14 protein-coding genes are annotated in these 15646 nt (G+C 41.2%); 7 read left to right on the forward strand and 7 right to left on the reverse strand.

What is annotated here, in order from left to right; genetic code table 11:
* The 7 genes from AACT23_RS15350 to rfbB form a co-directional block, all read right to left on the reverse strand.
* The gene (locus AACT23_RS15350; protein ID WP_094127806.1) at positions 1-798 is read right to left on the reverse strand and encodes an ABC transporter permease; all 798 of its coding nucleotides are present in this window, start codon (positions 796-798) and stop codon (positions 1-3) included.
* Positions 795-2180 carry a phosphomannomutase CpsG gene (gene cpsG, locus AACT23_RS15355; protein ID WP_094127809.1) on the reverse strand — a complete coding sequence of 462 codons (1386 nt, stop codon included), beginning with the start codon at positions 2178-2180 and terminating at the stop codon, positions 795-797. Before cpsG ends, AACT23_RS15350 begins: the two co-directional genes overlap by 4 nt.
* A gap of 2 nt (positions 2181-2182) precedes the next feature.
* Positions 2183-3580: a mannose-1-phosphate guanylyltransferase/mannose-6-phosphate isomerase gene (locus AACT23_RS15360; protein WP_094127812.1), complete on the reverse strand. Its 1398-nt coding sequence runs from the start codon at positions 3578-3580 to the stop codon at positions 2183-2185.
* Between the two features lie 80 nt (positions 3581-3660).
* Entirely contained in the window at positions 3661-4212 is a 552-nt protein-coding gene (gene rfbC / locus AACT23_RS15365; protein ID WP_094127815.1) for a dTDP-4-dehydrorhamnose 3,5-epimerase, read from the reverse strand.
* 1 nt (position 4213) lies between these two features.
* A complete protein-coding gene (gene rfbD, locus AACT23_RS15370; protein ID WP_094127818.1) occupies positions 4214-5101 on the reverse strand; it encodes a dTDP-4-dehydrorhamnose reductase in 888 nt (295 codons plus the stop codon).
* On the reverse strand, positions 5098-5976 hold the full coding sequence (rfbA, locus tag AACT23_RS15375; RefSeq protein WP_094127821.1) for a glucose-1-phosphate thymidylyltransferase RfbA: 879 nt from the start codon (positions 5974-5976) through the stop codon (positions 5098-5100). Before rfbA ends, rfbD begins: the two co-directional genes overlap by 4 nt.
* Before the next feature lie 23 nt (positions 5977-5999).
* The gene (gene rfbB / locus AACT23_RS15380; RefSeq protein WP_094127824.1) at positions 6000-7064 is read right to left on the reverse strand and encodes a dTDP-glucose 4,6-dehydratase; all 1065 of its coding nucleotides are present in this window, start codon (positions 7062-7064) and stop codon (positions 6000-6002) included.
* Between the two features lie 256 nt (positions 7065-7320).
* Between rfbB and rfaD the strand changes: the two genes are divergently transcribed.
* The 7 genes from rfaD (at position 7321) to waaA (ending at position 15619) form a co-directional block, all read left to right on the forward strand.
* A complete protein-coding gene (gene rfaD / locus AACT23_RS15385) occupies positions 7321-8262 on the forward strand; it encodes an ADP-glyceromanno-heptose 6-epimerase (RefSeq protein ID WP_094127828.1) in 942 nt (313 codons plus the stop codon).
* 190 nt (positions 8263-8452) lie between these two features.
* Positions 8453-10222 (forward strand): polysaccharide deacetylase family protein, encoded by a 1770-nt coding sequence (locus tag AACT23_RS15390; RefSeq protein ID WP_094127831.1) that lies wholly within the window; start codon positions 8453-8455, stop codon positions 10220-10222.
* A 5-nt stretch (positions 10223-10227) separates the two neighbouring features.
* On the forward strand, positions 10228-11466 hold the full coding sequence (locus AACT23_RS15395) for an O-antigen ligase family protein (protein WP_013855742.1): 1239 nt from the start codon (positions 10228-10230) through the stop codon (positions 11464-11466).
* Between the two features lie 22 nt (positions 11467-11488).
* Positions 11489-12517 carry a lipopolysaccharide heptosyltransferase II gene (waaF, locus tag AACT23_RS15400; protein WP_176428640.1) on the forward strand — a complete coding sequence of 343 codons (1029 nt, stop codon included), beginning with the start codon at positions 11489-11491 and terminating at the stop codon, positions 12515-12517.
* A 5-nt stretch (positions 12518-12522) separates the two neighbouring features.
* Positions 12523-13560: a glycosyltransferase family 9 protein gene (locus AACT23_RS15405; RefSeq protein ID WP_176428641.1), complete on the forward strand. Its 1038-nt coding sequence runs from the start codon at positions 12523-12525 to the stop codon at positions 13558-13560.
* Positions 13557-14339 (forward strand): glycosyltransferase family 32 protein, encoded by a 783-nt coding sequence (locus AACT23_RS15410; protein ID WP_094127840.1) that lies wholly within the window; start codon positions 13557-13559, stop codon positions 14337-14339. The genes AACT23_RS15405 and AACT23_RS15410 overlap by 4 nt, the downstream gene beginning before the upstream one ends.
* An 11-nt stretch (positions 14340-14350) precedes the next feature.
* Positions 14351-15619, forward strand: a complete 1269-nt coding sequence (gene waaA / locus AACT23_RS15415) for a lipid IV(A) 3-deoxy-D-manno-octulosonic acid transferase (RefSeq protein WP_094127843.1) — start codon at positions 14351-14353, stop codon at positions 15617-15619.
* Positions 15620-15646: the final 27 nt, after the last annotated feature.

The following is a 15646-nucleotide window of genomic DNA, read 5'->3' on the forward strand; positions in this document are numbered from 1 at the left end:
TTATAACCAGTAAGCAATTCTATTGCGATATTTCTTCAAAAGCACTTGAGCAAGAGTAAACCCAACAACTATCATTACAACATTTATAACCCATGAAATTAATACCACTTGCTGTCCTAAAATAGGTGCTCTTATAATCTCAATCATATGGTGAAATATATTAATATCCGCAGCCCAAGCTCTATCTTTAAGTAGGTCCTTACTCCACATTATTGGAGTAAAGAAAAATGCCACTTGAATAATATTACCAACAATAGGCAAAACATCTCGATATCTAGTACATAGTATCGCAGAAATTATACTCATCCATATTAAGTTCAAGAATAGTAATACAATCCCTGGGATAACTAAAAAAATCTCTAGACTAAGCTTATTTCCCATTGCTATCATAATCAAAATTACAACAGGCAAGCTATGCATAAGTATTACAAGATTACGCCAGCATACTCGAACAATATGTACTGTCATCGGTAATCTAACTTGTTTAATAACATATGAGCTATTAATAAATGTGGAACATGCTTCATTTATATTGGTGCTAATATACTGCCAGACTACCAAGCCTACACCTAAATATGGTAAGTAATCTGTGATGTCTTGACCTAACAATTCTGAGTATAGGATACCCAAAACACCAACCATAACCAGTGTGCTTAGAGTAAACCAAAATGGGCCGATTACAGAGCGCCTATAACGCTGCTTAATATCATGCCAACCAAGGATTCCCCACACGTAATATGCCGAAATACCAACCTTTAGGTCGTTGTTTTCATTATGCTTTAGAGGTATATGTTTCATAATAATTTATTTAAGACCTCCAAAATTTCACTGGTTTTTTTCTTCATCAAACTTTCATTATTTTGGGACTCGACGTTTAATCTAACCACAGGTTCAGTATTTGAACAACGCAAATTGAAACGCCAATCTCCATATTCAAGACTGATACCATCGGTTTCATCAAAAACAAGAGCTTCAGCTTTATATGCATCTAAAACTCGTGCAATTGCTTCTTTTGGATTCTTAAGTTTGGAGTTAATTTCACCAGATGAAGGGTATGCACTAATACGAGCTGAAACAGTTTCTGAAAGTTTCATGCTTTTAACTGACAATAGCTCAGTTACTAACAACCAAGGAATCATCCCTGAGTCACAATATGCGAAGTCACGGAAATAGTGATGCGCACTCATCTCTCCGCCGTAAATAGCATCTTCCTTGCGCATACGCTCTTTAATAAATGCATGCCCTGTTTTAGACATTACAGGCACACCACCCACCTTAGTCACTACATCAATCGTGTTCCAGCTTAAGCGTGGGTCATGAATTATTTTAGCGCCTTTTTCTTTTTGCAAGAAAGCCTCAGCCAATAAACCTACGATATAGTAACCTTCAATAAAGTCACCATTTTCATCGAATAAGAAGCAGCGATCAAAGTCGCCATCAAATGCGATTCCCATATCGGCTTTGTGTTCTTTTACCGCATTTGCAGTATCTGCACGACATTCTGGCAATAGTGGATTTGGGATTCCGTTAGGAAAGTTGCCGTTTTCCTCATGGTGGACCTTGATTAATTCCAACGGAATACTTAATTCGATGAAGCGCTTTTCAAGTTCATCAACCACGTGACCTGCAGCCCCGTTACCTGAATTGATAACCAGCTTCATTGGCTTTATGTTTACTGGCGTCATGTACCCCATTAAGTGGTCTACATACTCTTGAAGTAAAGATATCTTTTTGTAGTTACCTTTTACTTCAACGTCCACAAACTCATTCTTTTCAGCCAAAGCTTGAATTTCACGTAAACCAGTATCACCACTAATTGGCTTTGCGCCTTCACGAACCAACTTCATACCATTGTAATCCATTGGGTTGTGGCTTGCGGTTACTTCGATACCACCATCAACACCAAGATGGAAGGTCGCAAAATAAATCTCTTCGGTACCAGTAACGCCAATATCAATTACATTAACACCTGCATCCATTAAGCCATTAGCTAGTGCTTGTTTTAGCTCTTCACTGGTTAAACGAACATCACCACCGACTACAACTGTTTTATCTACGTCATTTTCGCTTTTTAAAAACTGTCCATACGCGCGACCAATTCGGTATGCAATATCATTATCGAGTTCAGTACCTAATTGCCCACGAATATCATAAGCTTTAAAACATGTTAATTCTTTCATGATTATTTATCCTCGAAACGTACTACATCATCTTCGTTTAGGTATGAACCAGATTGAATTTCAATCAGTTCTAGTGGGATTTTCCCCGGGTTTTCAATCATGTGGTTCATTCCAACTGGAATATACAATGATTGGTTTTCGGTAATGACTTTCAATGAATTATCAAAAGTTACTTTTGCCGTACCAGACACAACCACCCAGTGTTCAGCTCTATGAAAATGCATCTGTAGTGACTGTTTTTTACCTGGTTCAACCGTAATGCGGTTTACTTTATAGCGCTCACCTTTATCTATCGCATCTGATTTACCCCAAGGGCGATAACTTTCACGGTGCTCTCTATACTCAGCACGGTTCTCTGCTTTCAGATGCTCGACAATTTTCTTTACTTCTTGTACCTGATTTATGTCTGCAACTAGCACAGCGTCTTTAGTCTCTACTACTACGATATCTTTCAAACCAACAGCAGCTACTAATTTATTTGGCGCATAGATGTAGCAGTCAGAAGTACCACTTAAGATTGCATCACCTTGACATACATTACCGTGTTCATCTTTGTCAGATACTTCCCACAAAGCAGACCAAGAACCCACATCACTCCAACCTGCATCCATAGGAACAACTACACCGAGCTTAGTGTGCTCCATTACTGCATAGTCGACAGAATCATCAGGACACTTTAGGAATGCATCGACTCCAACTCGGATAAAGTCAAAGTCATGAGTTATACCTTCCATTGCCAATTCACATTGTCGGTAAATATCTGGCGAATGCTGCTTCAGTTCATTTAGGAAAACCGAGGCTTTAAACATAAAACAGCCACTGTTCCAATAGTACTCACCAGTGGACAAATATTGTTCAGCAACTTCCAGTTGAGGCTTTTCGACAAAGGCATTGATTCCATAAATCCCGGATGTCACTTCTTCACCACGATGAATATAGCCATATCCTGTTTCAGGAGCCGTAGGAACAATACCAAAAGTAGCGAGTTTACCAGACTCTGCTTGATGCGCAGCCTGAATAATTGCCGCTTGGAATGCTGCTTTGTTTTTTACAAAGTGATCGGCAGCTAAAACAAGCAGTATAGGATCATCGCCCTGCTGTATTGCGGTCAAAGCAGCTAAAGCTATGGCTGGAGCCGTGTTTCTACCTGCCGGCTCAAGAATAATTCGCGACTTTTTCCCATAACTACGGATTTGTTCAGCAACGATAAAACGGTGATCTTCATTGGAAATGATGATGGGTTCTGCTGTTTGTAAACCATTCAAACGCTCTATAGTTGATTGCAGCATTGTAAGTGAATGTTGATTGTCGAGTGACAAAAACTGCTTAGGAAAAGCAGAGCGAGAGAGAGGCCAAAGCCTTGAGCCTGAGCCACCAGCCATAATGACAGGAATAAACATATTTTCCTCAAGTTTCAATTATAAATTTTTATTGTGCAAATAATCAAATAGATAATTTTTATACTACCCAACTTTTTATATTATAAATACAACGCATCCTTAAACAGAACACCATTTTTATCTTTTTCTGACATAATCATGAGGCCAGATTCAGCTATAGGCCACTCTATCTGAACCTCTGAATCGTTCCAGAATATAGAGTGTTCAACTCTAGGATTATAATAATCAGTACATTTATAAACAAACTCCGCGTCATCACTGATCACATAAAAACCATGCGCAAACCCTTCAGGAATCCAAAGTTGTCGCTTGTTTTCGGCAGATAGATATACACCGACCCATTGTCCAAACGTTGATGAGTCTTTACGAATATCCACCGCAACATCAAACACTTCACCAGATATAACTCTGACTAACTTTCCTTGAGTGTTTTCTGTTTGGTAATGTAAGCCACGTAAAATCCCTTTTTTGGATTTTGAGTGGTTGTCTTGCACAAATTGAGTTGGCTTACCTGTTACCAGTTCTTCAAAGCGCTTTTGATTCCACGTTTCCATAAAAAAACCACGCTCATCACCAAACACGGTCGGCTCAATGATTTTGACATCAGGAATGTCTGTCGCTATCACTTTCATTTTATACACTCTTATAATCTATGAGATGGTTCAATGCAGCCTGCCAATCACTGGCCATCACACCAAAGTGCTGATTAATTTTCTGGGTCTCTAACTTGGAGTTAGCAGGCCTCTTCGCCGGAGTCGGGTACTCTTGGGTGGTTATTGCATTGACTTGCAAGGGTTTATTTAATAATCCTTGTTCACGGGCTTTATCAAAAATAGCACAAGCAAAGTCATACCAACTGACATGGGGTGACCCTGAAAAATGATATACGCCAAAGGCGGTAGACTGACCGGCAACTATCGCTTTCGCCATCATCAGTAGTGCGTTAGCAATATCTCCCGCATAGGTCGGGCCACCATACTGGTCTGACACAACGCCTAATACATCACGGGTTTGTGCCAAACGGAGCATGGTTTTCACAAAGTTATTGCCATGCTCACCAAACACCCAAGCCGTGCGCAAGATAATGTGCCGAGGGCAAGCTTGTGCAACCGCGATTTCTCCCGCTAATTTGCTTTTACCATAAACCCCTTGAGGTGAGGTAGGATCGGTTTCTATATATGCGCTCGGTTTATCACCGGCAAACACATAGTCAGTAGAGACATGCAGTATCGCAGCTCCAACGTTATGCGCCGCTTGGGCAAGGTAATGAGGGCCATCACGGTTAATCGCATAGGAAAGTTCAACCTCTTGCTCCGCTCTGTCAACCGCTGTATGCGCCGCAGCATTGATGATGATGTTTGGTTTGAACTCGTTTACCACCGAATTGACGTGACACGGATTGGTAATATCCAGTTGCTCACGATCTACCGCTAAAAACTCAACATCGACCATGGCATTGAGTTGCTGGGTTAAGCAATAGCCTACTTGTCCATGACTACCCGTCACTAAAACACGTATCATGAATGGAATTCCTCTTTAGCTAATCCCGCCAAATATTGACCATAGTCATTTTTGAACATAGGTTTGGCGCACTCAAGGAGTTGCCCTGAAGAGAGCCAGCCATTTCGCCACGCAATCTCTTCTAAACACGCTATCTTCAAGCCTTGAATATGCTGTACGGTTTCAACAAAAGAAGAGGCTTCATGCAGGCTTTCATGGGTACCCGTATCTAACCAAGCAAACCCACGACCAAGCAGCTCCACATTGAGTGAACCATCGTTTAAGTACATCTCGTTAAGCGTGGTGATTTCTAATTCACCACGCGCTGACGGTTTGACCTGCTTGGCAAGCTCCACTACTCGGTTGTCATAAAAATATAGCCCAGTGACGGCATAGTTTGACTTGGGCTTAAGAGGCTTTTCTTCAATCGAGATAGCGCGCATCTGCTCATCAAACTCCACCACACCAAAGCGCTCAGGGTCTTTGACTTGATAACCAAACACGGTCGCGCCGTGATCACGTGAAGCCGCGTTCTTCAGCGTTTTACTAAATGACTGACCATAGAAAATGTTATCACCTAACACCAAGCAGACAGAATCATTGCCAATAAACTCTTCACCGATCAGAAAAGCTTGTGCGAGGCCATCTGGGCTTGGTTGAATCTCGTATTGCAGATGAATACCGAAGTCACTGCCATCCCCCAATAAACGTTTAAAGCTTTCGTTATCTTCAAGAGTGGTGATAATCAGAATATCGCGAATCCCCGCCAACATTAATGTCGAAAGCGGATAGTAGATCATCGGCTTGTCGTAAATGGGAAGAAGTTGTTTTGATACACCACGAGTAATCGGGTAAAGACGAGTGCCAGAGCCACCCGCTAAGATAATGCCTTTCATGAAATCGCCAACTGAATTGAGTGTTATTGTCCTGAGCCTAAACGCTCACGGCTGTACGAACCATCTAATACTCGGCTCCACCATTCACGGTTACTCAAATACCATTCCACGGTTTTACGAATACCTGATTCAAACGTCTCTTCTGGTTTCCAGCCTAGCTCTTGCTCGATTTTAGAGGCATCAATCGCGTAACGCACATCATGTCCAGGGCGGTCTTTAACGTAAGTAATAAGGTCTGCGTAATGGGTAATGCCGGCAGGTTTATTCGGAACTAAGTCTTCAAGTAATGCACAGAGTGTGTTCACCACTTCAATGTTAGCTTTTTCGTTATGACCACCAATGTTGTAGGTTTCACCCACTTGGCCTTCTGTCACCACTTTATAAAGCGCTCGAGCGTGATCTTCGACAAACAACCAATCGCGAATTTGCATTCCATCGCCATAGACAGGAAGTGGTTTACCGTCCAGAGCGTTCAGAATCATTAATGGGATCAGCTTTTCAGGAAAGTGGTATGGTCCATAATTGTTAGAGCAGTTAGTCACTATGGTAGGAAAACCATAGGTACGTAACCAAGCGCGTACTAAGTGGTCACTGGAAGCTTTTGATGCAGAATAAGGTGAAGAAGGTGAATATGGAGTCTCTTCGATAAAGAGGTCATCTGTACCTTCCAAATCACCATACACTTCATCAGTTGATATATGGTGGAAGCGAAAAGACACTTTGCGCTCACTGACCAACCTATTCCAATAGTGACGCGCCGCTTCGAGTAGCGTGTATGTACCAATAATATTGGTTTCGATAAAGGCGGCCGGACCATCAATAGAGCGATCAACATGCGATTCAGCAGCCAGGTGCATAATCGCATCTGGTTGATGCACAGAAAAAACACGATCTAATTCTGAACGGTTACAGATATCGACTGGTTCAAAAGTATAACGGCTACTACTTTCAATATCTTGTAATGATTCCAAGTTCCCCGCATAGGTCAACTTATCAACATTTATCACACTATCTTGTGTGTTTTGAATAATATGGCGAACAACTGCAGAGCCGATAAAACCAGCACCACCAGTAACTAAAATTTTCATATTTTCACCCAGAATAGTATTAATATTCTACGTTTTAGGCACGCTACCGCCCTTAGGTCTAACTCCTACAAGCGGCTCTCTCTTAAGTGGACTCTTCCTTTATAAAATCAGGAAGGGCTATTGGGCAGAAATACTACATCAAAACAATACATAGCGCGAGACTGTCGCTAGCCTAGGTTAGATTTTGTGATTACAGCCACTAGCTAAGCCGCTATAATGCGCATAATTGTTCGTATTATAACCATAGGAATTTTGTATGATCATCGTAACTGGTGGCGCTGGCATGATTGGTAGCAACATTATCAAAGCGCTAAATGAACAAGGCATTACTGATATTCTTGTTGTCGATAACTTAAAAAATGGACGTAAATTCAAAAACCTAGTTGATCTGGACATTGCCGATTACATGGACCGAGACGATTTCTTGGTGCAGATCATGTCTGGTGAGGATTTCGGCCCTATTGAAGCGGTATTCCATGAAGGCGCTTGCTCTGCCACCACCGAATGGGATGGCAAGTATGTGATGCTTAATAACTATGAATATTCTAAAGAGCTACTGCACTACTGCTTAGAGCGCGACATTCCATTTTTGTATGCTTCATCAGCCGCAACCTATGGCGATACCGATACCTTCATCGAAGAAAAAAAGTATGAAGGTGCGCTGAATGTATACGGCTATTCCAAGCAGCAATTTGATAACTATGTGCGCCGCATTTGGCAAGAAGCACAAGCACACGGTGAGACCCTTTCCCAAATTACCGGTTTTCGTTATTTCAATGTCTATGGCCCGCGCGAACAGCACAAAGGCTCAATGGCTTCTGTTGCTTTTCATTTAAATAATCAAATGAATGCGGGTGAAAACCCGAAACTGTTTGCAGGTAGTGAAACCTTCCAGCGTGATTTCGTTTATGTGGGCGACGTTGCGGCTGTGAATTTATGGTTTATGAACAGCGGAGTATCCGGTATTTATAACTTGGGTACTGGCAATGCTGAATCTTTCCAAGAAGTGGCCAAAGCCGTTATCAAGCACCATGGTAAAGGTGAGGTTGAAACCATTCCATTCCCAGATCACTTGAAAGGTGCTTACCAAGAGTTTACTGAGGCTGATCTGACGAAATTGCGCGCCGCAGGTTGCCAGCATCAATTTAAGACGGTGGCTGAAGGTGTGGCTGAGTATATGGCGTTGATTAATAAGTAGTGATGGCTGTAATCACCCCCTCCTAACCTCCCCCTAAAAGGGGAGGAACTAGTAAACATATCTCCCTAAAAGGCTGCTCTCCTATGACTGGAAGACTAATATGGAGTAACCATTGGAAGGGGAGAAATGAAAAATTGATCATGTTTCTTAGACATATGAAAAGCACTGGCTGCTAACTCGTGGAGTATTGATGAACATATTAATGGCCTTATCTCAACTTGAGGTCACTGGGGCAGAGGTTTATGCCACAACCGTTGGCGATGTACTGGCAAAGCGTGGACATCAGATATTTTATGTTTCCGATACGCTAACAAAGCCTCACCAAGGTCTATTTTATAAACTTCGTTTTAATAAACGCAGTATTCCTCGCCGCTTTTGGCATGTGGGTTATCTTATTTATCTGATTAAGAAACACCATATCCAGCTAGTGCATGCACACTCTCGCGCCTCCAGCTGGAGTTGTCACATTGCTTGCAAATTAACAAATACGCCTATGGTCACCACAGTACATGGTCGTCAGCCAGTGCACGCATCTCGCAAGAAATTTCACGCAATGGGCGACAAAGCCCTACCGGTTTGTGAAGCCATTGAACAACAACTCATTACTGAATTGGATGTTCCACAAAATTCGCTAATTGTTAGTCGAAATGGTATTGAAACTCAAGAGTTCGCTTGGCAAAACGCTCCTCAAAATAGCAAACCTGTTATCAGTATTATTGGTAGGTTAACCGGCCCCAAAGGGGAGCTTTGCTATCGGTTGCTCGATGAGTGTTTAGACTCAGCGAAATACCACATTCAGGTCATATCTGGATCTAAAATTGAAGCGCGTTTTAATAAGTTTACTTCTGACGTTCACTTTCTTGGTTATTCACAAGATGTCGTCTCGATACTTGCTCAATCAGACTTAATCATTGGGGCTGGCAGAGTGGCAATGGAATCTTTGCTGTGTGGACGGCCTACACTGGCAATCGGGGAAGCAAATGCAATTGGTATTGTCGATGACAATAATATCGCTGCAGCCATGGCAAGCAACTTCGGTGACATCGGGCCTAAAGATCTCGATATTGATTTTTCAAAAGTTAGTCAATATGTAGAACAAGGGTTAAAAACGCCGCACTGTTCACCACAAGTCAGTGAGATAATCCACAACAGCTACAGCTTAACCAATGTGGTCGATCAAATAGAAGATATTTATCAAACGGTTTATGTTGAAAAGCTGCGTAAAGAGATGCCGATTATTATGTATCATCGCTTTATTAAGGATGAAAGTGAAAAGGGCGTACATGGTACCTATCTGCATATTGACATGCTTGGAAAGCACTTCAACCTGCTAAAAAAAATGGGGTTTGAAACGCTAACCTTTAAAGATTTAGCGGATAAAGGGCTTATTCACCGCCTTGAATCAGGCAGGCGCTATATCATCTTAACGGTTGATGACGGCTATCAAGATAACTACGAATTGATGTTGCCGCTATTACGAAAATACGGTTTTAAAGCGGTTGTCTATGTAGTAACGGGGGAGGATTTTAACCGTTGGGATGTTGAAGTACCGAGCAACCCAGAAAAACCAGTGCCTTTAATGTCTCGTCAGCAAGTCAAAGCATTACACGATTCAGGGCTAGTTGAAATTGGCGGCCATACAATGACTCATCCATTTCTCAGCAAACTCAGTGAATCTGAACAGCGTAAAGAGATCTCACGTAATAAGCTTGAACTCGAAGAGCTACTAGGCGAACAACTAGTTTCTTTTGCATACCCCTATGGCGATCATGATGCGCTCTCAAAACAGATCGTGCATCAATGTGGCTATCAATTTGCGGTTGCAACCAACAGCGGCCCATTATTAATGCATCAAGACCCATATCAAATTCGACGTATTGCTATTTTCCCTAAAACCGATGTATTTGGCCTATGGCGTAAAGTGCGCGGTAATTATACATTCAGAAAATCGGCGAAATAATAAGAATGGAATCACGAATGAACAAACTTATTAACATGAATAATTTTGCGCTATCATCATTATTCTTAGTTCCAGCACTCCTTCTATCGACTAATAATTTTAGTGTTGTCATTGTCGCCTTTATCGTTATATTCTCAATTCACTACCTAGTTAAGAATAGAACTCATTGTTATTTTAATAAATATGACTTACTGATCACTTGTTGTCTTGGTGCCTATTTCTTTGCCAATTTACCAATCACAATAGCCGATGGTAGTACCTTCAGGTACTTTCAAGGCGGTAGTCGTTTATTGTTATGTATTCCTATTTATTTAATGTTCAGAAAAGCTTTCATCCTCCGCTCGGCACAAGCCTATGAATGGTTATCTATTGGCGTCATAGCTGGTTCTTTTGGTGCGCTGGTTCTTGCTCTTTATCAGTTCGTTATACTCCATATGCCCCGTGTCGACGGTTTTCTCTTTAGTATCAATTTTGGTTATTTAGCCTGTTCATTAGCTTTTCTCGCCCTGTGCTTAAGTATAAAGTCTAAATATAAACACTTGTTATTGATCGCATTTATGGCCTCAATTATTTCAACAGTATTAACTTTAACTCGTGGTGCCATATTTGCTATTCCACTACTTCTAATATTGTGTGCCGTACTAAATTGGAAGAAATTAAGCTTAAATTTGACATCAGTTTTAATTGTAGGATTTATCGCACTGTCGTTAGGCGCTTACTGGTATTCCGATGCAGTAAAACAACGAATCGACTTTACAAGCAATGAAGTATCCCATATTTTCTCTGGGGATGTAAAAGCATCTGAATCAGTAGGTACTCGCCTCTTCTTGTGGAGGGCTGCAACTGAAGCATTTATGCAAAGTCCACTTATTGGTTTGCCTTATGATGAACGGGAAACTCTCAATAAGCAGCTTTATGCAGAAGGTAAAGTAAATGAATATACGCGGGATCTTAATCGCGGCCATGCCCATAGCCAATATTTCGAAATGCTGGCGAGTAATGGAATATTAGGTATAGTTGCCATTATTATGATGCTTGTAGTGCCTTTTGCGGTCTTTACTCAACACTACAGGAAAACCAGTAGCCTCTGGGGTTACACAGGTGCGGTATTTGTAGCTGGGTTTATGCTCTTTTGCTTAACAGAAGCACCACTGCAAGCTAACTTAATCAGCGCATTCTATGGCTTTATGCTTGCAACCTTCTTTGCTCTTATTCGTATAGAAAAGTACAATGCCGTTCAATAGCCAAACTGATGAGCAGCAGGACATGAAGATTCTGATTATCGGCCCTTCTTGGGTTGGCGACATGGTAATGTCGCAAAGCCTCTACACCACATTGAAGCAAAACTACCCCGTAGCGACGATTGATGTTCTAGCCCCCGCTTGGTGTAAACCGATTTTAGAACGAATGCCAGAGATCAACTGTGCGATTGAAATGCCAATAGGGCATGGCGCATTCAACCTTGCTGGCCGTTGGGCTCTGGCTAAAGAATTAAAGCGCAATGACTATACGCACGCATACGTTTTAGCTAATTCAGCTAAATCAGCTTTAATTCCTCTGTTTGCAGGCATTCCATATCGTACGGGCTGGAAAGGTGAATTTCGTTATGGTTTGCTCAATGATCTTCGCCCAAATCGTAAAGTTTTTCAGTTTATGGTGGAGCGTTATGTTGCTCTTGCTTATGCTAAGGAAAACATGCTTAGCGAAGTTCAGCTAGAAACCTGCCCTCGTCCCTCTCTCTCAATTGATACCACAGCTCAACAGTATGTAATGTCAAGGTTAGGCTTATCGACCCTAAAACCGATTATCGGTTTATGCCCAGGAGCAGAATTTGGCCCAGCTAAAAGATGGCCAGATAAATACTATGCTGAAGTTGCGAAAGCTTTGATTGAAAAAGGCCAACAAATTTGGTTATTTGGTTCAGCCAAAGATAAAGTGGTGACAAGCGCTATCCGCAATGCGCTTCCGAAGGAATTACAAAATTCATGCTTTGATCTAGCCGGTGAGACATCCTTAATTGAGGCAGTTGATTTACTTGCAGCTTGCCATACTGTCGTCTGCAACGATTCTGGGCTGATGCATGTATCAGCCGCTGTTGGGTGTAATATTGTTGCAATATATGGCTCAAGCTCACCAAAATACACACCACCATTGGCAGATAATGTCGAAATTATACACACTGACATAGAATGCCGCCCTTGCTTTAAACGCGAGTGTCCACTTAAGCACCTTGACTGTTTGAACAAGCTATCACCAGACTTGGTAATGGCTGCCGTAAACAAATTTATTGGATAAACTTGATGCAACATCTTTGGTTTGAACGCGGTGCTTATGCATCCAAGCAAGCAAAAAAATACTTAACTCATGAGTTTTCACCAGAGAAGGTGAAAAAGATTGCGATTTTTCGTCACGCTGCATTAGGTGATCAGGTCATTGTCCGCCCCTTTATTATTGAAGCGAGAAAGTTTTTTCCTAACGCGAAAATCACGTTAGTTGGAGACTCTAGCTATCAGTATGGAGCACCTTCAGATCTCGCTGATGAAACCATTTTTATGATTGGTCGACACCGCAAACATGAACTGAACTGGAAGCAGAAGATCCAGCAATTTACGCAATTAGAAGAACAAGACATCATCTTTGATGTAGCCGGCACAAGCCGTTCTTATTGGATGACGTTGCTCAGTAAAGCAAAACTAAAATTTGGCTTCCCATATAAACCTTACCTATGTGGAAGTCTGTACAATATTGCGGTATTTCGATCTGATTTTCAGCCAGAGCTTGAATGCATGCTCGATATGCTGAAAATGCTCGGACATAACCCACAAAGACCATTAGATTTTGGGTACCCAAGTCACCTGGAACTCTACGATAAAGAGCAAAGCAAACCTAACATTCTCTATTTTAATGGCGCATCAACTCAATCAAAAATTCTGACTCAAGAACAAATGAAGAGTTTCATTGAGCTCGCAATTACAACTTTTCCAAACCATCAACATGTCTATCTAGAAGGAAAAAATGATTTTGAAAAAGGTGATTTTCTTCGTCATTTGGAAGTTAACCATAATTTCACGATTCAGCCTTGTCTGTCATTAGATGAACTAGTCGAATACATTGCCAAGGCGCGCTTAGTGGTGGCTCCTGATACGGGAGTGAGAAATATTGCGGTGTCAACTCATACACCGACCGTTGGTATTTTCTACTCAACCGTGCCATTTAGATACACTCCATTAGAAGGTGATCACCGCATTGTCATGAATGCGAACGGTGAGATTCCTAGTAACGAACAAATTATTGCAGAGATGGCTACTGCATTAGAACAAAATAAAGAGACAGTATGAATAACTTCCCTATTATGATTGCAAACCGCACCATCAAGTTGATTGGTAATATTTTTAAAGTGCTTTCATACCCATTCCACTTTGTTTTTCCTAAAGTACGATTCACTATTCCTGAATATTCTCCAGCCAAAATTCAAACAAAAAATAGCAGCGGTATATCTAAAGTTATTTGGCAAACCAACTATTCAAACCGTAGTAGTCTGCCTATCTATTTGAATTATCTATTCAATCGTCTAATGTCACTAAGCTATGATTATCGCTATGTCAGCACCGAAGCACGAGAAGAATATTTACGCGAAAATGCATCACAAGAAATTTATGATGCGTATATGAAGCTGACCGATGGTGCTGCTCAAGCCGATTTATGGCGTGTGACAACTTTATATCAACAAGGCGGTGTCTATATGGATATTGATGCCACATTGGTTTGGCCGCTTAGTCGACTACTAAAAGGTATCAATGACGCGTTATATATCAAGATCAAAAATGGGACCGAAATTACTAATTATTTTTTAGCGACATCGCCACAAAACCCTCATTTCCAGAAAGTGATAGATACGATTGTGTATAACATCCAGAACTATGATGTTAAAAAAGGAGTTTACGGGACAACAGGGCCTGCGGTATTCAATGATGTTTTAAAAGATGAATCCATTCAATATCGTCGTCGCCGTCATGTTTGTATCCAAGGCACATTTACCAATGAGTATTTTCAATATTTAGACAAGCCTCGTGGTAAATGGACTCACCAGAAACCTGAAGATCTAATCAAGAAGTAAACGAGGTCATTGTGCTCATTCGTTGGCTGTATACGCTCCTACTTACTATTGTTTCTCCATTTTTGATGTGGAGTCTGTACAGAAAACGAGATGGCAAGCCATCCGTGGGTGCTCGCTGGAAAGAACATTTTGGTTTCACACCGCCACTTGAAACTAATAAATCACCGATTTGGATCCATGCGGTATCGGTTGGAGAAACACTTTCCGTTTCTCCACTGATAAAAAAACTCAAATCACAATATCCTGATCAGCCGATTGTTATTACCACCACAACGCCTACTGGTGCAGAACAAGCGGCTAAATTACAAGGCATTGCCGAACATCGCTATATGCCATTTGACTTCTCTTTTGCCGTGCACGCTTTCATCAAGCGTATAAAACCGAGCCAGATGCTGATCATGGAAACGGAATTATGGCCGAATACGCTACATACTGTCGCAAGATCGGGTATTCCTATCACTGTTATTAATGCTCGTTTATCTGAGCGTTCATGCCAACGGTACGCAAAAGTTCAGCCAATATTTAACATGCTAGCGAAAAATTTAACTCGAGTACTATGTCAATATCCCGACGATGCACAGCGCTTTATTCGATTGGGTGTAGCAAAAGAAAAAATTTTTGTCACCGGATCAATTAAGTTTGATATAGATATAGACCAAACAACCATACAAAAAGGCCAGCAGTTAAGATCTAATCTGGGGAGAAATCGTCCAATTTGGATTGCGGCAAGCACCCATAAAGGTGAGGATGAACAGGTATTAGCAGCCCATGCTGAAGTACTTAAAGAGCACCCTAACGCATTGCTTATTCTTGTCCCACGCCATCCAGAGCGATTTAATGCTGTTTTTGAGTTGTCTAAAACACAATTTATTAGTGTGCGACGAACTGAAACAGAGGCTGAACTTGATCCAGAAGTGCAGGTGTACCTAGGTGATACAATGGGAGAAATGCTAGTACTAATGGGAGCTGCTGACATTTGTTTTATGGGTGGAAGCTTGCTAGGAGACAAAGTTGGAGGGCATAATATACTTGAGCCGGCAGCTCTTGGTAAACCATTACTCACTGGCCCTAGTTATTATAATTTTCAAATAATCGGTGATAAACTTTTTGGAAGTAATGCTTTACAATTTGTGAAGAACAAGCACTGCCTTCATATGAAATTGATTGAGTTTTTTTCAGACAAAACCAAACTATCAATAGCTGGCAATAATGCTTTTACTGTATTTAAAGAAAACTCAAATGCTATTAATAAGACAATACAGTTATTACTTTTCTCTTAATATTATCAACAATTAAAAGGTTCCATT

The sequence above is a fragment of the Vibrio sp. V09_P4A23P171 genome (genome assembly GCF_963875615.1).
Lineage (GTDB): Bacteria > Pseudomonadota > Gammaproteobacteria > Enterobacterales > Vibrionaceae > Vibrio > Vibrio anguillarum.